The organism is Salinicola sp. JS01 (assembly GCF_030284585.1).
In the GTDB taxonomy this organism is placed as follows: Bacteria; Pseudomonadota; Gammaproteobacteria; order Pseudomonadales; family Halomonadaceae; genus Salinicola.
Map to the genome: position 1 here is coordinate 3,049,818 of NZ_CP127244.1, position 18,175 is coordinate 3,067,992.

Annotated in this window: 13 protein-coding genes and 1 pseudogene; 6 read left to right on the top strand and 8 right to left on the bottom strand. The window is 67.8% G+C overall.

Annotation, left to right across the window (positions count from 1 at the left end):
• Positions 1 to 17: 17 nt before the first annotated feature.
• Positions 18 to 638: an L-threonylcarbamoyladenylate synthase gene (locus QO259_RS13940; RefSeq protein WP_207032988.1), complete on the bottom strand. Its 621-nt coding sequence runs from the start codon at positions 636 to 638 to the stop codon at positions 18 to 20.
• Between the two features lie 341 nt (positions 639 to 979).
• Positions 980 to 1,921 carry a PHP domain-containing protein gene (locus QO259_RS13945; RefSeq protein WP_285950415.1) on the bottom strand — a complete coding sequence of 314 codons (942 nt, stop codon included), beginning with the start codon at positions 1,919 to 1,921 and terminating at the stop codon, positions 980 to 982.
• Positions 1,922 to 2,022: 101 nt separating this feature from the next.
• On the opposite strand from QO259_RS13945, the gene QO259_RS13950 reads away from it, so the two are divergent.
• From QO259_RS13950 to mnmC, 3 genes are all read left to right on the top strand, one after another.
• The gene (locus QO259_RS13950) at positions 2,023 to 2,574 is read left to right on the top strand and encodes a septation protein A (protein ID WP_035476989.1); all 552 of its coding nucleotides are present in this window, start codon (positions 2,023 to 2,025) and stop codon (positions 2,572 to 2,574) included.
• The gene (locus QO259_RS13955) at positions 2,574 to 2,873 is read left to right on the top strand and encodes a YciI family protein (protein ID WP_285950416.1); all 300 of its coding nucleotides are present in this window, start codon (positions 2,574 to 2,576) and stop codon (positions 2,871 to 2,873) included. Before QO259_RS13950 ends, QO259_RS13955 begins: the two co-directional genes overlap by 1 nt.
• A gap of 178 nt (positions 2,874 to 3,051) precedes the next feature.
• The gene (mnmC, locus tag QO259_RS13960; protein ID WP_285950417.1) at positions 3,052 to 5,064 is read left to right on the top strand and encodes a bifunctional tRNA (5-methylaminomethyl-2-thiouridine)(34)-methyltransferase MnmC2/FAD-dependent 5-carboxymethylaminomethyl-2-thiouridine(34) oxidoreductase MnmC1; all 2,013 of its coding nucleotides are present in this window, start codon (positions 3,052 to 3,054) and stop codon (positions 5,062 to 5,064) included.
• Positions 5,065 to 5,169: 105 nt separating this feature from the next.
• Here the strand turns inward: mnmC and QO259_RS13965 are convergent, their stop codons facing one another.
• Both QO259_RS13965 and QO259_RS13970 read right to left on the bottom strand, forming a co-directional pair.
• The gene (locus QO259_RS13965; RefSeq protein WP_233076571.1) at positions 5,170 to 5,904 is read right to left on the bottom strand and encodes a response regulator; all 735 of its coding nucleotides are present in this window, start codon (positions 5,902 to 5,904) and stop codon (positions 5,170 to 5,172) included.
• Positions 5,901 to 7,589 carry an ATP-binding protein gene (locus QO259_RS13970; protein ID WP_285950418.1) on the bottom strand — a complete coding sequence of 563 codons (1,689 nt, stop codon included), beginning with the start codon at positions 7,587 to 7,589 and terminating at the stop codon, positions 5,901 to 5,903. Before QO259_RS13970 ends, QO259_RS13965 begins: the two co-directional genes overlap by 4 nt.
• A gap of 239 nt (positions 7,590 to 7,828) precedes the next feature.
• On the opposite strand from QO259_RS13970, the gene QO259_RS13975 reads away from it, so the two are divergent.
• The gene (locus tag QO259_RS13975) at positions 7,829 to 9,142 is read left to right on the top strand and encodes a 2-hydroxycarboxylate transporter family protein (protein WP_035476978.1); all 1,314 of its coding nucleotides are present in this window, start codon (positions 7,829 to 7,831) and stop codon (positions 9,140 to 9,142) included.
• 78 nt (positions 9,143 to 9,220) lie between these two features.
• Here the strand turns inward: QO259_RS13975 and QO259_RS13980 are convergent, their stop codons facing one another.
• The 4 genes and pseudogenes from QO259_RS13980 to smc form a co-directional block, all read right to left on the bottom strand.
• A complete protein-coding gene (locus QO259_RS13980; protein ID WP_035476976.1) occupies positions 9,221 to 9,493 on the bottom strand; it encodes a YheU family protein in 273 nt (90 codons plus the stop codon).
• 7 nt (positions 9,494 to 9,500) lie between these two features.
• Positions 9,501 to 11,627: pseudogene (gene ligA / locus QO259_RS13985) on the bottom strand (NAD-dependent DNA ligase LigA); the annotation flags it as partial.
• Positions 11,628 to 11,731: 104 nt separating this feature from the next.
• On the bottom strand, positions 11,732 to 13,012 hold the full coding sequence (gene zipA / locus QO259_RS13990; protein ID WP_285950419.1) for a cell division protein ZipA: 1,281 nt from the start codon (positions 13,010 to 13,012) through the stop codon (positions 11,732 to 11,734).
• Positions 13,013 to 13,222: 210 nt separating this feature from the next.
• Positions 13,223 to 16,729, bottom strand: coding sequence for a chromosome segregation protein SMC (gene smc / locus QO259_RS13995; protein ID WP_285950420.1), 3,507 nt, complete (start codon positions 16,727 to 16,729; stop codon positions 13,223 to 13,225).
• A gap of 320 nt (positions 16,730 to 17,049) precedes the next feature.
• Between smc and QO259_RS14000 the strand changes: the two genes are divergently transcribed.
• Positions 17,050 to 17,523, top strand: a complete 474-nt coding sequence (locus tag QO259_RS14000) for a LexA family protein (RefSeq protein ID WP_106419501.1) — start codon at positions 17,050 to 17,052, stop codon at positions 17,521 to 17,523.
• A complete protein-coding gene (locus QO259_RS14005; protein ID WP_285950421.1) occupies positions 17,523 to 18,140 on the top strand; it encodes an IMPACT family protein in 618 nt (205 codons plus the stop codon). Before QO259_RS14000 ends, QO259_RS14005 begins: the two co-directional genes overlap by 1 nt.
• Positions 18,141 to 18,175 lie beyond the last annotated feature (35 nt).

Here is an 18,175-nt window from a genome sequence, read left to right on the forward strand (position 1 = left end):
TAGCTGCGTTACGCGGCTCAGCGGAACGGCGCGGGGTCGCCGCGACCTTCGCGCACCAGTGTCGGCGGAATCTCGCGCAGATCGACCACCGTGGTCGGCTCCAGGTGGCAGGCACCGCCATCGATGATCAGATCGACATGCGCACCGTAGCGCTCGCGAATCTCCTCGGCATCGGTCATCGGCAGCTCTTCGTCCACCGGGATCAGGGTCACGCTCATTAGCGGCTCACCCAGGGTCTCGAGCAGCGCATGGGTGATACGGTGGTCGGGCACGCGCACGCCAATCGAGCGCCGCTTGGGGTGCAGCAGCAAACGCGGCACTTCGCTGGTGGCGTTGAGGATGAAGGTATAGGGCCCGGGGGTGTGCGACTTGAGCAGGCGGAAGACGCTGTTGTCGACCTTGGCGTAAGTGCCGATCTCGGAAAGATCGGAGCACACCAGGGTGAAGTTGTGACGGTCGTCGAGCTGGCGCAGCCACTTGATCTTCTCGATCGCCTTCTTCTCGCCCAGGCAGCAGCCCAGCGCGTAGCCGGAGTCGGTCGGATAGGCGACCACGCCACCCTGGCGCAGGATACCGATCGCCTGATCGATCAGGCGCTTCTGCGGGTTCTGCGCATGAATCTGGAAAAACTGGGTCATGTCATGCCCTCCTTGGGGTCGGATCCCGCCACGGCGGCCGCACGCTGGCGGCACGCCGGTATCACGCAAGGCGCCGCGAACGGCACCATTCAACCTCAGCGTAACAGATGCCGCGCCCGGCGCCTGCCGCTAGGGTTCGGCTCGCCGCAGGCTCGGGTCGAGGACGGCTCGGCTGGAGATGGCTCGGTGGCAGGCGCTTAGAGGGTGTTTACAAATTCGGCGAGCGAAGGCAAGACAAGGCAAAATCGGTCGAAAAAGCGGAGTTTACACGGGGTAAATGAGCATTTTTAGGCCGATTTTAACGCCGTATTGCCGAGCGCAGGCATTTTGTAAACACCCTCTTAGAGGGGTGCGACGAAATCGGCCAAGGCCGGATGCGCCCACACCGGACGCACGTGGGAGCGCGGCGCCGGGCTGAGCGTGCCCGGAGCCAACGCACCGCCGGGGAAGTGGAAGTCGCTGCCGAGCGAGCCGTAGAGTTCGTGGTGAGCGAGCTGACGCGCAAGGTCGAAGGTGGTATCGCGGTTCTGGTAACCACTCACCAACTCCGCAGCCTGCCCGCCAGCGCCGATAAAGGCTTCGAACAGCAGGTCGCGCTTGCGCCGGGTCATGCCATAGCGCAGCGGATGCGCGACCACGGCGACGCCGCCGGCATCGACGATCCAGCCGACCACCGTCTCCAGCGCCGGCCAGTGGGTCTTGACGTCGCCGCGCTTGCCGGCCCCCAGATAGCGCTTGAACGCCGCCTGGCGGTCCGCCGCCAGCCCGGCATCGACCAGCGCCTGGGCGAAATCGGGGCGCCCCAGTGGGCGCTCACTACCGGCGATCGCCCGCGCCCGCGCCAGGGCGTCGTCGAGCCCCAGCTTTTCCAGCCGCCGGGCGATCTCCTCGGCGCGCTTGACCCGCGCCTCGGCCAGCCCTTCGAGACTGGCCGTGAACGCCGCGTTCGGCCCCTGGGGCAGCAGCGCCACGATGTGAATCGTCATGCCGCGCCACTGGCACGACAGCTCGCTGGCACACAGCAGGCGCATGCCGTGGTGAGCGCAGCGTTCACGCGCCTCCGCGACCCCCGCCAGGGTGTCGTGGTCGGTCAGCGCGATATGCGAAAGCCCCTTGGCATGGCACAGATCGACCAGCTCGGTGGGCGTGAGCCGGCCATCGGAGGCGCTGGAGTGCAGGTGCAGATCGATGCCGCGAGCCTCGTCCAGCGAGGTGGCGGCAGTCAACGGCGCGCGTTCGGACGGCGCGGCGGTATTCTCGGAATCACTGGCAGCAAGGGACATGGGCATGACGCCGGGGGGCGTCTTTGTCAGAATAGGTCGCACATGGTGAGGGCCGCCGCCGTCGCGGTCAATCCGCGCCCCGCCCTCTCGGAGCCCTGCGCATGAAACTGCTGTTCGACTTTCTCCCCATCGCGATCTTCTTTGCCGTCTATCATCTGACCGGCGATATCATCACCGCCACCGCCATCCTGATCCCCGCCACCGTGATTCAGCTCGGCGTGGTGTGGTGGCGCCAGCGGCGCATCGAGAAGATGCTGCTGATCACCTCGATCATCGTGATCGCCTCCGCCGGCGCCACCATCGCCTTCCGCGATCCGGCGTTCATCCAGTGGAAGCCGACCGTGATCAACGCCCTGTTCGGCATCGCCTTCCTGTTCTCGCCGCTGTTCGGCGGGCAGACCCTGGCCCAGCGTATGATGGGCAAGGCGGTATCACTGCCGGCGACGGTGTGGCGACGGCTCAATCTCGCCTGGGTGCTGTTCTTCTTCGCCATGGCGATCCTCAACGTCTTTGTCTTCACCCACTACGACGAAGCGACCTGGGTCGACTTCAAGCTGTTCGGCATGCTCGGACTGACGCTGCTGTTCGTGATCGGACAGGCGCTCTTCCTGGCACGTCACATGTCCCGCTCAACCCCTGAGGAGCCCTCCTGATGCGCTACGCCATCATCGGTCACGACAACGATTCGAGCCTTGCGCTGCGCCGCGAGGCGCGCCCGGCCCATCTGGCGCGCCTGGAAGCGCTGCGCGACGACGGCCGCCTGATCCTGGCCGGCCCCTTCCCCGCCATCGACGGCGAAGATCCGGGCGAGGCCGGCTTCAGCGGCAGCCTGATCGTCGCCGAGTTCGAATCGCTGGAAGCCGCCCGGGCCTGGGCCGACGCCGACCCTTATGTCGCCGCCGGGGTCTATGCCAAGGTCGAGGTCAAGCCGTTCAAGCACGTCCTGCCCTGAACGCTCGGGCGTTATCCACAAACGCCGGTGTGAGCTTTTTCACAGCTACTGTGGATAACGTTGTGAAGATCCCGCGGACGCCTTTCGCTGTCCCCGAAACGACGTCCGCTGGCGTGAGTCGATCACTTTTTGATCACCCTGGTGTGGCAACCCCGGGCAACGCGAGACCTTTTCCCCCATGACCGACAACCGACTCGCCGCCTTCGGCGAGCGCCTGGAGCCGGCGGAACTCGACTGGCGCCAGGATGACGCGCAGCAGGAAGCGCCCTTCTCGACCCGCTACGACGACGTCTACTTCTCGCGTGACAACGGCCGCGAGGAGACGCGTTTCGTGTTCCTCGACAACAACGACCTGCCGCGCCGCTTCCGCGCCTGGGATGCCACGCGCGCCTTCGTGATCGGCGAGACCGGCTGCGGCACCGGGCTCAACCTGCTGTGCGCCTGGGAGTGCTTCGAACAGCACGCGCCGGCCACGGCGCGGCTGCATCTGGTCTCCACCGAGAAACACCCGCTGTCGCGCGAGGCACTCGAGCGGGTATGGCAGAGCTGGCCGGACTTCGCCGCCCGCGCCCGGGCGCTGATCGCCCAGTGGCCACAGCCGGTACCCGGCGTGCACCGCCTGCGCCTGGCGCCACGGGTGACCCTGGATCTGCACTTCGGCGATGCCGCCGCCTGCTTGGCACAGCTCGACGGCCAGGTGGATGCCTGGTTCCTGGATGGCTTCGCCCCGGCCAAGAACCCGGATATGTGGCAGCCGGCGCTGTTCGCCGCGCTGGCCTCGGCCAGCCGCCCGGGGGCCACCTTCGCCACCTTCACCTGCGCTGGTCTGGTGCGACGCGGCCTCGCCGCCGAGGGTTTTCAGTGGCGCAAGGTGCCGGGGTTCGGACGCAAGCGCGAGATGCTGCGCGGTGAATGGCAGCCGGCTACGCCGCCGCCTCCGCGCGCTGATTCGCGCGCCGCCACGCCCTGGTTCACGCCGCCACCGCCGCGTCGCGCCGCCCACGTGGCGGTGATCGGTGCCGGTATCGCCGGCACCAGCGTGGCCGAGGCGCTGGCGCGCCGCGGCAGCCGGGTCAGTCTGATCGACCGTGAAGGCATCGCCAGCGGCGCCTCGGGCAACCCGCAGGCGGCGCTCTACGTCAAGCTGGCCGCGGAGAGCAACCGCCAGAGCCGCTTCTACCTGGCCGCCCTGCTCTACGTCCAGCGCTGGCTGGCCACCCTCGACCCCGAGCGCAGCCTGTGGTGCGACAGCGGCCTGCTCGCGCTCGCCAGCGGTGAGCGCGAGCAGCGCCGCCAGCAGCGCTTCCTGGCCAACCACGCCCTGCCCGAGTCCGTGGTCAGCGGCTGCGACGCGACTCGTGCCAGCGCGCTGGCAGGGACGCCGCTGGCGCACGCGGCGCTGGCCTATCCGCTGGCGGGCTGGGTCGACCCGGTGGCGCTGTGCCAACGGCTGGCGCAGACGCCGGGGGTCGAGTTCCGGCGCGCCGCGCTCGACTCGCTCGCGCCATACGACGGCGGCTGGCAGCTCACGCTCTCCGATGGCCAGCTCCAGGTCGATCAGGTGGTGTTCGCCAGCGGCCACGCCAGTGGCGCTTGGCTCGACGGCCTGCCACTGCAGCAGGTCCGCGGCCAGATCTCGAGCCTTCAGTGGGCCGCACCGGGCGCACCGGCGCAGGTGCTGTGCGGCGAAGGCTATGTGCTGCCGCCCTATGCCGGCAGGCTCACCTTCGGCGCCACCTTCACCCCCAACGATGGCGACACCCAGCTGCGCGAGGCCGACCAGCGGCGCAACCTGGAGGAGCTGTCGCGTACCGCCCCGGCGCTGCACGCCGCACTCTGCGCCGATGGCGAGGCGTCGGCCCTGGCCGCACTCGATGGCCGTGCCAGCGTGCGCGCCGCCAGCCCCGACAAGACGCCCTACGCCGGGCCACTGCCGGACAGCGCCGCCTGGCGAGAGGGCTACGCCGCACTGGCCAAGGATGCCCGGCAGCGCTTTACCGCCCCCGGGCGTCACCATCCGGGTCTCTGGATGAGTACCGCCCACGGCTCGCGCGGGCTGGTCAGCGCGCCGCTGTGCGCCGAGCTGATCGCCTCACGCCTGCATGACGAACCGCTGCCGCTGGCACGGGAGCTGGTCGATCACCTGCACCCAGGGCGGCGGCTGATCGCCGAGCTGATCCGCCAGGCGTGAGCAGACACCCGCGCGTGCTGGCACCGTTGTCTATCGACTGGCACGACCGTTCAGCTGAAACAGCCGGTCATCTGCAGCGGGTATCTGCGGTGATGAAGCAGCCGCTCAGGCGGTCGGCGTACCGCCCAGCCGCGCCAGCGCCTCGGCGTCGAGACAGCGGTAGGTGAACGAGGGGCGGCCGATATGGCCGTAGTGGAAGGACTCTTCGAGCACGCCCTGATCGACCAGGTGCTTGAGGTACTTGCGCACCGAGACCCGCGACATCCCGGTATCCTCGCTCAGCGCCTCGGTGGTGAAGGTCGCCTCGTGGTGCTCGGCGGCGGCGCGCGCCACCTGCGACAGCGAGTTGAGAGTGAGCCCCTTGGGCAGGTCGCCGGGACGCTGAGGCGGCGCCACCGCGGCGCTGTCGCGGCGGAAAAGCGCATCGACGTCGCGCTGATGGGCGCGCGCCGGCAACCCGGCCAGCCGCCGGTGGGTATCCAGGCAGTGGCTCAGCGCCTCCTGGAAGCGCTGGAACTCGAACGGCTTGACCAGATAGTCGTCGACCCCCAGATGCTTGGCCTCGCGCACCGTCTCCATCTCCGAGGCGGCGGTGATCAGGATGATCTGGATGTCGCGCGCCTGGCGGCGCAGCTCGCGCACCAGCGCCAGGCCGTTATGCTCGCGCAGAAAGACATCCAGCAGCAGCAGATCCACCGACTCGCGCTGCAGTACGTCTCGCGCGGCGGGCAGATCCTCGCACTGGGCGACCAGGCTGGCGCCCTCGATACGATTGAGGAACTCGACGTTGAGCCGCATGACCATCGGGTCGTCTTCTACCACCAGTACACGCATGCTCATGTCACTCCGTCGGTAATCCAGGATGGGGCCACCGCGTAGGGTAATGTCACCTCGACCAGGGTGCCACGTCCGGGCGTGGAATAGATCGCCAGATGGCCACCGCGGGAGTCGATATGGGCCCGCACCATGGCCAAACCATAGCCACGCCCCTCGCCCTTGGTCGACACCCCCTGTTCGAGTACCGCGCCGCGCTGGCCCGCGTCCATGCCGCAGCCGCTGTCGGCGACGTGCAGCGACAGCGCCCCGGCATCCAGCCCCAGCGTCAGGGTGACCTGGCGCTCATCGCGTCCGGCGACGGCTTCGAAGGCGTTCTCCAGCAGGTTGCCGATGATCGTCACCAGCAGGTGGCACACCTCCTCCTCGGCCGCCGCCGGGATATCGCTCTCCAGCTCGACCTCGAGCTCGATCCGGCGCTCCCGCGCTTCGCTGCCCTTGGCCAGCAGAAAGCCCGCCAGTACCGGGTCCTTGACCCCGGAGACGCGCTCCGCGGCGGGGGCGATCAGGGTATCGTCGAGTTCGTGCAGATAGCGCTCCAGGCGCCCCAGGTCGCGCAGCTGGACCAGCCCCAGGATCACATGCAGGCGGTTCTTGAACTCGTGGGTGGAGGCGCGCAGCGCCTGGGCGTAGCGGCTGACCCCGGTCAGTTCCTCGGCCAGGCGATTGACCTCGCTGCGATCGCGCAGGGTCACCACGCTGCCACCGCTGCGGGTCTCGTCGACGCGCTTCGCGCCACTCTCTGCACCACTCTCTGCACCACTCTCCGCGGCCACCACGCGCCCACGTCGGCGGGGCCGGGCCGGCGCCCGGATCTGCACCCGGTTGACGATCAGCGCGCGGCCGTTGAGGGTCAGGCGCTGGTTGATCGCCGGGGTACCGTCGCCGAACAGTTGAGCCAGGGTAGCGGCGGGCACACCGGTGGCGGGCGCCGCCCCCACCGGCGCCAGCAGCTCACGCGCCGCCGGGTTGATCAGGCTCAGTTCACCGCCGGCGTCGATCGCCAGCACGCCCTCGTGGAGCGAGGCCAGCAGCGCCTGGCGCTCCTGCACCCACTGCGAGATCTGATGCGGCTCGAAGCCGAGCAGGATGCGCTTGATATAGCGCGCCAGCCACCAGGCGCCGAGACCGCCGACGAGCATCAGCAGCAGCGTGCCCAACAGCACCACCTGGCGTTTCTCGGCCAGCAGCAGCCCGACCCGGGAGAGAGTGACGCCGGTGGCCACCGCGCCGATCACCTGGCCATCGGCGGCGCGCACCGGGGCGAAGCCGCGGATACTCACCCCGAGCGTACCCTCGGAACGCGACACATAGGACTCCCCCGCCAGCGCCGGCCCCTCGTCGCCACCGCGGAAGTGACGCCCGACCTCGTTGGGGTCGGGGTGGGTCAGACGCAGGTGGTCGCGATCCATCACGGTGATGAAGTCGACTCCCAGACGCTCGCGCAGGACTTCGATGTGCCGGCGCAGCGCCGAGCCTGCATCGTGGACGATCGGCGTGGCCTCGAGCGCGCGGCGAATGTCGCTGCGGTCGGCGAGCACCGCCGCCAGCCCCATCACCCGCTCACCCTGGGCGCGTTCGAGGTTCTCCTTGAGCTGATAGTCGAACAGCAGAAAGGCCACCCCCAGTGTCAGCACGATCATGCTGGCGACGAGTATGAAGATCTGGGCACTGAGACGCAGTCGTTTCACGAGGGTTATCCGAGGGCAGCACGCGCATATCGGGGAGCGTGATCCGGCATCACGGCTCGAGGCTGAAGTTTTAGACCAAGGGGGTATTCCCCAGCCCGGCACTTTGTGCCAGCACCCCGCCGCTCCCTTTCAATATTTTATTAAGGCTTAGTTAACTTCAGAAAGTTTGGCCGCCGCGGCCTGGCTTCTTATCCTGCCGCCTACCCGCCCGGCAGGGCGCGCAATCCTGGGAGTGAACCATGACCGCAACCGTGACGCAAAACGCTCACGCCGAGTCGGCCCGACCGCGCCACTGGCTGTCGACGCCGATCTTCGGCATTCCGCTACCGCTGTTCGCCATCGCCGCGCTGGTGCTGATCGCCGCCATCGCCACGGACACGATCCCCACCGGCATGATCGGCGCCCTGCTGGTGATGATGATCTTCGGCGAGCTGCTCGGCTTTCTCGGTGACCGCCTGCCGATCATCAAGAGCTATCTCGGCGGTGGCGCGATTCTCGCCATCTTCGGCGCCGCGGCGCTGGTCTACGTCAACTGGTTGCCCGCCGATGTCACCGACAATGTCACCCAGTTCATGAAGAGCGGCGGCTTTCTCAACTTCTACATCGCCGCGCTGATCACCGGCAGCATCCTGGGCATGGACTCCAAGGTGCTGGTCAAGGTCGGCTCGCGCTACGCCCTGCCGCTGGTCTGTGCGGTGCTGTTCGCGGCGCTGTTCGCGGTGGCGGTGGGCTGGCTGCTGGGCTTCTCGCCCCAGGACGCGGTGGTGGTGATCACCCTGCCGATCATGGGCGGCGGCATGGGCGCCGGCGCGGTGCCGATGAGCCAGATCTACGAGCAGCTGCTGGGCCAGCCGGCGAGCTACTACATCTCGATCCTGGTGCCGGCGTTGGCGCTGGGCAACGTCTTCGCCATTATCATCGCCGGCCTGCTCAACGGCCTGGCCAACCGCATGCCGAGCCTGACCGGCAACGGTCAGATGATGCCGGGCGTGGAGATCGAAGAGCGCGAGAGCAAACCCGATCTCTCCAAGCTGGGTATCGGCCTGGTCGCGGCGCTGACCTTCTTCGTCGCCGGTGAGATCCTGGGCGACTTCATCCCGCTGCACCCCTATGCGCTGATGATCGTCTTGGTCGCCGTGCTCAAGATCGCCAACCTGGTGCCGGAATCGGTCAACGAGGCCGCCTCGCAGTGGTTCAAGTTCGTCGCCAAGAACTGGACCTTCGCCCTGCTGTTCGGTATCGGCATCGCTTACACCGACCTCGGCCAGGTCATCGACGCGATCTCGATCACCTATGTGCTGATCGTCTTCGCGGTGGTCGCCGGTGCAGCCTTCGGCGCCGGGCTGGTGGGCAAGCTGGTCGGCTTCTACCCGATCGAGTCGGCGATCACCGCCGGCCTGTGCATGGCCAACATGGGCGGCACCGGCGATGTCGCCGTGCTCTCCGCGGCCAAGCGCATGCAGTTGATGCCGTTCGCGCAGATCTCCTCGCGCCTCGGTGGCGCACTGATTCTGCTGATCTCGAGCATCGTGGTGCCGCTGTTCTTCACCTGACTCGTTGAAGCCCGCCACACGACAACGGCGCCTGCGGGCGCCGTTGTCGTTTATGGCTTGCAGTCACACGCCGGGTGGCTACCAGTCGCCTTCCTCTTCGTCATCGGCCACCGCGCGGCCGAAGCTCTGCCACTGGGCCAGCGTCATCACCTCGGTCGATTCGGTCTGCAAGTCGTGAACGATCAAGAGCTCGCCGCGTTCGAGCTGGCGCCGCAGCTCGCGCACCCAGTCGTGCATGTCGCTGGCGACATCGGTGGTGTCGTAGCCCTGACGGGTGACGAAGGTCTCGAGCAGCGCGTCCAGCGTCTCCGCCGGCAGCATGCGGTGGGGGACTTCGACGAAACGACTCATTCTCCCCCTCCCACTCGGCCAGGCGCTGGATGAAGGTGGCCTCGTCGATCACCTCGACTCCGAGCTGCATGGCCTTCTCCAGCTTGCTCCCCGCCGCCTCGCCGGCGACCACCGCGGTGGTCTTCTTGGAGACGCTGCCTGCGACCTTGGCCCCCAACGCCTGCAGGCGCGCCTTGCCGTCGTCGCGGGTCATGCTCTCCAGGCTGCCGGTGAGCACCCAGGTCTGCCCCGCCAGCGGCTGCGGACGCTCGCCGATCTCTTCTTCGTCCCAGGTCACGCCGACGGCGATCAGATCGTCCAGCGTCTGCTGGTTATGGGGCTGACGGAAGAAGGTGTGCACGTGGTGGGCCACCACCGGGCCGACGTCGGCGACCGCTTCCAGCGCCTCCAGCTCGGCGTGGCGCAGCGCCTCCAGACTGCCGAAATGGCGCGCCAGATTGGCTGCGGTGGTCTCGCCCACCTCGCGGATGCCGATGGCATAGATGAAGCGCGCAAGCGTCGTCTGCTTGGCCGTCTCCAGGGCGTTGACCAGATTGTTGGCGGACTTCTCTGCCAGCCGCGGCAGCTCGGCGAGACGTGCGGCTTCGAGTCGAAACAGATCGGCGGGGGTCTCGACCCACTCGCGCTCGACCAGCAGGTCGATCAGTTTCTCGCCCAGGCCGTCGATATCCAACGCGCGGCGGCTGGCGAAGTGCTTGAGCGCCTCCTTGCGCTGGGCCGGGCAGTAGAGCCCGCCAGAGCAGCGCGCGTCGACCTCGCCGTCGAGCTTCTCGACCCGCGAGCCGCACACCGGGCAGCTCTCCGGCAGCACGATCTCGCGGCCATCCGCCGGACGCTGCTCGCGCGCTACCTCGACCACCTTGGGGATCACGTCGCCGGCGCGATAGATCCTCACGCTGTCGCCGATACGCAGATCCAGCCGCGCGATCTGATCCATGTTGTGCAGGGTGGCGTTGGAGACGGTGACCCCGGCCACCTGCACCGGCTCGAGCTTGGCCACCGGGGTCAGCTTGCCGGTACGCCCGACCTGGAACTCGACGTCGAGCAGCCGCGTGACCTGCTCTTGGGCGGGGTACTTGAAGGCGATCGCCCAGCGCGGCGCGCGCGAGACGAAGCCCAGCTCACGCTGATCGCGCAAACTATTTACTTTCAGTACCGCGCCGTCGATATCGTAGTCGAGCGACTCACGCTGCGAACCCAACTGACGGCAGTAGCCAATAGCACCCTCTGGCCCACTCACGACTTCCAATAGCTCGCTGGTAGGGAAACCCCAAGACCTGAGCCAGCGCATCTGCTCACTATGTGAGGCATCAATGTTGGCAATACTGGCAGCGTCACGAGCCACCCACTGGTAAGCGCAGAACTCCAGAGGGCGTCTTGCAGCAATCTTGGGGTCTAGCTGTCGCAGGCTGCCGGCGGCGGCGTTGCGCGGGTTGGCAAAAATCTTGCTGCCATCCTCACGGGCGCGAGCATTGAGCGCCTCAAACCCGGAGTGGCGCATATAGACTTCACCACGAACCTCGAATAGGTCAGGGTAGTCGCTACCCTTCAGCTCTAGAGGAATAGAGCGCAAAGTCCGAAGGTTCTGGGTCACATCCTCGCCGGTCTGACCGTCCCCTCGTGTCGCCCCCCGAACCAGACGCCCGTTCTCATAAACCAGCGAGACTGCCAAACCATCAAGTTTGGGCTCGCAACAGAACTCAATGGCATCGGCGCTGCGCTCCAATCTGATGGCAGTGCGCTCGATGAATTCATGCAGCTCCGTCTCGTCTAGTGCGTTGTTGAGGGAGAGCATGGGAACCGAATGTTCAACCTCCTCGAACTTTGCAGCGGGCTTGGCACCGACTCGCTGGGTCGGCGAGTCGGGGGTCGCAAGCTCGGGATACTCGGCTTCCAGCGTCTGCAGTTCACGCAGGCGCTGGTCGTACTCGGCATCGGTGAGCTGCGGCGCGTCCTCGACGTAGTAGTGGTAGTTGGCGTCTTCGAGCTGCTGACGCAGGGTCGCGGCGCGCTCCTGCGCCGCTTGGGGGTCTGGCTCATGGCGTCCGGTTCGATCGCTGACAGGGTGGTGGCATTGTAGCGGAAGGCAGCGGGCAGGCCGAACGCCATCGATGAACGCTATCGGTGACACCACTGCCGGTACGTGCAGGGGCCATCCCGCAGGCAGGGCCCACCAACGACGACGGGGCCCGAAGGCCCCGTCATCGATACCGCTACCGCGTTCGGCGTCAGGCCGTATCAGTTGGCCTGATAGCGATGCAGCCGGTGGCGACGCTCGAACTCCTGCACCCGCTGGCGGGCGAATTCGATCGTCTGCGCGGTCATCACGCTGTGGTTTTCGTCCTTGAGCTCGCCGCCCAGATGACGCACCAGCACCATCGCGGTCTCGAGCATCGCCTCGAACGCCGCGGCGGTGTCGTTGGCGCCGGGCAGCGGCATCAGGAAGGTAACCCCCGGGGTGACGATCTCGTCCATCTTGTCGAGATCGAACACGCCCGGCTTGAGCACGTTGACCATCGAGAACTGCAGCTCGCTGTCGTCCGCCTCGGTCTCGTAGCGGTGGAAAATGCCCATCTCGCTGAAGCGCAGACCACAGGCCAGCATCAGGTTGAGCAGCGTGGTGCCGTCGAACCCTTCTTCGGTCCGCGCCAGCACGCTGATGACGATGACTTCCTCGGCATTCGAGAGCGTCTCACGGGCCCGCGCAGCGCTGACGTGATGGCGCTTGGCACGCTCCACCGCCGGATGCGTGGTGACCACGTCGCGCCGCGGCGCGTCATCCCGGGGTGCTTGGTCGAAAGCCGCTCGATCGAAGGCTGCCTGATCGAAGGTCGGCGCATCGGCCGCGCCGTGCAGCTCGGCTTCATCCACGGCCGCCGCTGGCGCTTCACTCGACGCCGGCATCCCGCCGGCCGGCGTCAGCGCGGTGATCTGCAGACGCGAGGGGTCGAGATGCGGCGTGTCGGCGTTGACGCGGACTTCGGGGGTCTCGGCGCGCGCGTCGCCGCCAGCCTCGGCGGCGGACAGGCGCGGCTCTTCGTGCGCCCGCTCATGTGCCCGAGCGGCGGCGGCATCGTCGCGTTTCTGACCCAGGCGATGGGCAGAGTCGCTAACCCGCTTGGCGCCGGCCTTCATCGCGCTCTTGACGTTCTCCTGCATGTCGGCGAACGAGGTACGCGACTTGTAGCGGCCGAACACGCTGCTCTTTATCTGGTCGTCGGGAATCCGCTCCTGACGCTTGGGCTCGGCCGGGCGGATGGGTTCGGCGCCATCACTGCTGCGCTCGAACGTCGCCGGCCGGACGACACGTGCCCCTCCATTGGGCAATTCCCAGTTGATCTCGGCCGCACGGGCCTCCTCTTCCGGATCCACGTGGGATTCGGCGTCGTTTCCGCTGGATTCCATCGCCTGGTCAAGGCGCGGAACACGACGTTGGCGCTGTAGACGGCGGAAGCCATCGATCACGATGGTCGCCACCAAAACCAGCCCCAGGATGATCAGCCACTCTCTTAGTTCCATGGGTCGTCTTGCCTGTTCGCGGTGCCACTATGCGGGTAGAGGACAACATGCTTGCGGCATGTGGGCTCTAGCATAGCGTGATTTTCCTAAAATGGGCGACTTTTTTTCATTGTCAAGTAAAGTTTTTGCCCGCCAGCAACCGCCCTTCAATTTTCCCTAATGCTCGACATCCTATTACGCCGATAGCCGCTTTGGCTATTTCGGGCAAACTCAGGACGCCTCTGCCATCGACGCCGCCTCGTCGACCCCGACAGCGACCAGGCGTGAGACACCTGGCTCCTGCATGGTCACCCCCATCAATCGTTCGGCGGCCTCCATGGCAATCTTGTTGTGGGTGATGAAGATGAACTGCACGCTCTCGGACATCTCCTTCACCAGTTTCGCGTAGCGCCCCACATTGGCATCGTCCAGCGGCGCGTCGACTTCGTCGAGCATGCAAAAAGGCGCCGGATTGAGCTGGAAGATGGCAAACACCAGCGACAGTGCGGTCAGTGCCTTTTCGCCGCCGGAGAGCAGATGAATGGTGCTGTTTTTCTTGCCCGGCGGACGCGCCATGATGGCCACCCCGGTCTCCAGCAAATCCTCCCCGGTCAGGGTCAACCACGCGGCCCCGCCGCCGAAGACTCGGGGGAAAAGCGCCATCAGGCCCTGATTGACTTGCTCGAAAGTCTGCTTGAACCGGGTGCGGGTCTCCTGATCGATGCGCCGGATCGCCCGCTCCAGGGTCTCGATCGCCTCGCTGAGTTCGGCGTGCTGGGCCTCGAGGTAGTCGCGGCGCTCGGCCTGCTGGTCGTACTCCTCGATCGCCGCCAGGTTGATCGCGCCCAACCGGCGGATGCGTTCACCGGTCTCCTCGAGCCGGGTCTGCCACGCCGACTCGGTGGCGTTGGGGTCGAGCGCAGCACCCAGGGCCTCGGCGTCGTGCTGCTGTTCGGCGAGCTGCTCGGCCTGGGCATCGGCCTTGAGCGCCAGCGCCTGGAGCTGCATGCGCCCCTCCTGCAGGCGCGTGCGCAGCCCTTCCAGATCGCGCTCGTGCTGCTGGCGCTGGAGCTCGCTCTGGCGCAGCATCTCGCCGAGCTGGTTGGCGCGGTCACGACACTGATTGAGGGCACTCTCTTGCTGGCTGCGCCGCTCGAGCAGCTCGGCCAGGCGCTGCTGCTGGTCGTCATCGGGCTGGTTGAGGCGCTCGCGTTCGGCCGCCAACCCCGCACAGCGCTCTTCCAGCGCGGCCAGTTGGGTGCGGCTGCGCTGCGCCTGCTGCGCCAGTTCACCGCGCTGGGTCTCGAGCCGCTGGCGCTCCAGCGCCAGTTGCTGCTGGCGCTGCCCCGCCTGCTGCTGCTGACGGCGCAGCTCGGCCAGACGCTCCCGCGCCTGCTGGCGGGTGGCGTCGATGGCGGCACGCTGCCCGGTACCCGCCTCGACCTCGGCCAGCGCCTGCTGCCAGCGCTCGCGGGTCTCTTCCAGCGTCTCGCGGGTCTCTTCCAGGCGCGCCTGACGCGCCTCGCTCTCGGCGGCGAGTTCGGCGGCCCGCGCGGTGCTGTGCTCGAGCCGGCTCTCCAGGGTGGCAAGCCGCGTGGCCTGCTGCTGGCGCTCACGCGAGAGGTCGAGCTCGGCCTGACGCAGCGCTTCCAGCCCGCGCTCGCTCTCCTCGATCGCCGCCTCGCCCGCCTCGAGGCTCTCCGTCAGCGCCGCCAGGCGCTGGTCGATCTCCGCTACCTGGACGGCCAGTGCCTCGCGCCGCTGACGCTGCAGCAGCACACTGTCGCCCTGGGCGTCCTGCGCGCCCAGCCGACGCACCCAGCCATGGCCGAGCCACAGCCCGTCGGCGGTGATCACGCTCTCGCCGGGGGCGAGCGCGGGCTGTGCGGCCCAGGCGCTGGCGTGATCGTCGACGCAGCGCACGCCTCCCAGCAGGGCGCCCAGCGCCGCGCTGCCGCGGGCCTTGGCCGCGAGCGAATCCGCCGGCGCCGGCGCGGCCGATGCCCCCGGGGCGACCAGCGGCAGCTCGCCGCTGGCCAGCTGTTCCAGCGCTTCCCGTGCCGGCGTCAGATCGGCGACCCGCGCCTTGAGCCAGGGCGCCAGCACCCAGCTCACGCAGCGCTCCCAGCCCGTCTCCACCTCGAGGCACTCGGCAAGCCGGGGGGCAGTGTCCAGCGCGTGCGCTGCCAGCTGCTCGGTAAGGGCGCTGTCGTCATCCGCCAGCGCGGCTTCGATCAGCGCCTCCAGCGAGGCGATCTCGCCCTGGGCGCGATGGTGGCGCTCGCGCAGGGCATCGCGCTCACGCTGGGCCGAGGCGAGCGCCTCACGCGCCTGCTCACGCTCCTCCTGGCGCGCTTCACGCCGGATCGTCAGGGTCTCCTGGCGCTCGTCTAAGATCGCCAGCGCCGCCTGCAGCTCGTCCCGCTCGGCCTCGAGCGCGCTGACATCGGGCAGCGCTGCAAGCTGCTGCTGGCGGCGCTCGATCTCGCCCACCAGCTCCTCGCTCTGGCGCTCCAGGCGCTGGATCGCCTCCTGCTCGCGCTCGGCGCGGTGGCGGCTGTCGCCGGCCTGCTGCTCGATGCGCTCCCACTCGGCCTGGTGCGCCTCGGCCTCGGCTTCGGCCTCTTCCAGGCTCTGTGCCAGCGTCAGCAGCGTCTCGTCGGCCAGTTCCGCCTCCGGTGCCAGCGCTTCGAGGCGTTCGGCGAGGGCCTCGCCGCGGGCGTCGTCCTCGCCCGCCAGCGCCGCCAGCGACTCGCGCTCGCGGCGGGCGGCGTCGAGATCGGCGGCGAGCTGTTGGTCGCGCTGACGCACGTGTTCTAGCGACTGCTCCAGGCGCGCAATGTCGGCCCCGGTCTGATAGAAAGCAGCCTGATGCTGCTCCAGTTCGGCGGCGATCTCGTCGTGCTGCTCACGCCCCTCGACCAGACGGGTCTCGCACTGGCGCAGGCCAAGCACCTCGCGCTCGACCTGGGTCTCGTACTCGGCGACCCGCGCCGCCTCCTCGCGCTGCTGACTGCGCAGCGCGCGCTCGCGCAGCAGCGCCAGCTCGCCGCGCAGGCGATGCTCTTCTTCTTTCAGGGTGCGGTAGCGGCGCGCGGCATCGGCCTGGCGCTTGAGCCGTTCGAGCTGCTTGTCGAGCTCCTCGCGGATGTCGTCGAGGCGCTCGATGTTCTCCTGGGTACGCCGCAGGCGGTTCTCGGTCTCGCGTCGGCGCTCCTTGTACTTGGAGATACCGGCCGCTTCTTCGAGGGTGGTGCGCAGCTCTTCCGGCCGCGCCTCGACCAGGCGCGAGATCATGCCCTGGCCGATGATGGCGTAGGAGCGCGGACCCAGGCCGGTGCCGAGGAAGATATCGGCGATATCGCGGCGGCGGCACTTCTGGCCGTTGAGGAAGTAGCTCGACTGGGCGTCGCGGGTGACCTGGCGCTTGACCGCGATCTCGGCGTAGTCGGCGTAGGCGCCGCCGAGGCTGCCGTCGCGGTTGTCGAAGAGCAGTTCGATGGAGGCCTGACCCACCGGCGCACGGCCGCTGGAGCCGTTGAAGATGACGTCGGTCATCGACTCGCCGCGCAGGGTCTTGGCCGAGGACTCCCCCATGACCCAGCGCACCGCATCGATGACATTGGACTTGCCGCAGCCGTTGGGGCCGACGATCGCGGTCATGTTGCCGTCGAACGGTACCGTGACCGGATCGACGAACGATTTGAAACCCGCCAGTTTGATCGACTTGAGGCGCATGCCGACTGCACGACTCCTTGAATACGAACACCTTTCACAACCGCTAGACGACAGGGGCTTATCCGGCGGCAGGGCGTCGCGAGGGCGCTGTGAACCCTTCCCTGGGCGCTACCTTTGCCATCCCTGGCAAAGGACCCTCGCTTTGCCCTGTCCCCGGCGCCCACCGTCATAGGGTTTGGAAATGGGCGCTCAGCGCACCGCGAAACGAATCGGCAGAGCCTAAGCCACCGCGTGGGCGATATCCAGCCCGGCCGCCGTCGGCGCGCCTTGCCGCCCACCGCCGGCTTGCTATGATGAAGCCGTTTCCTCGGGAGAAGACGATGACAAATTCCGCACCGAGCTTTCTGCAGCGCCAGCCCCACCTGCCCCTGATCGACGGCCACTGGGAGTCGGTGGACGCCACCGACTTGGTCGAGATTCCGCTGCTGGGCCAGGTCGCCGCCGGCCTGCCGATGGAGGCGTGCCTGGACGACGCCACCGTCCAGGTGCCCGCCCAGCTGGTGCGGCGCAACACCTATGCCCTGCGCGTGCGCGGCGACTCGATGATCGACTGCAATATCTTCGATGGCGACATCATCATCATCGAGCGCTACGAATCCGCCGAGAATGGCGAGACCGCGGTGGTCCTGATCAACAACCAGGAAGTGACCTTGAAGAAGCTGTTCATCGAGAAATCCGGCGTGCGCCTGCAGCCGGCCAACGACACCATGGCGCCGATCTTTCTCAAGAACGAGGACGTGCAGGTGCTCGGGCTGGTGATGGGTGTCATGCGTAATCCGCCCCAGGCGGCCTGATGCGCTATGCGATTCCCGCGCTTGCGCCAGGGGCGATCCACAGCCACAGCCTCGAGATCGACAAGAGTCGCTTCATCGCCTGGGTCGCCCATGCCCCGGACGCCGCCGCCTTCGACCGCCTGCTGAACGAGGCACGCGCCACCTACCCCGATGCCAGCCACCACTGCTCCGCCTTCATCGCCGGCGCCCCCGGCGAGCAGGTGGCGATCGGCTTCTCCGACGACGGCGAGCCCGGCGGCACCGCCGGCCGGCCGATGTTCCAGGCCCTGGAGGGCAGCGGCCTGGGCCAGGTCGCGGTGGTCGTCACGCGCTACTTCGGCGGCATTAAATTGGGCACCGGTGGCCTGGTGCGCGCCTATACCCAGGCGGTGACCCAAGCATTGGAAAGCCTGCCACGGCGCGAATTCACCGAGCGCATGCAGCGCCGGGTGCGTGTCGGTTTCGCCCTCGAAGCCCAGGCGCGCCACTGGTTGCAGGCCCACGAGGTCCCGGTGGACGCCGCCGACTACGACGGCCAGGGCGTCACCCTGACGCTGGCCTGGCCCGCCGACGACAGTCTCGATCTGGCGCTGCTGGCGCAGCGTCTGCGGGGCGAGCTGGAGTGCCTCGACGAGTAGGCGGCGTTCATCGACTCGCTGCGGGCGCCCGTTCA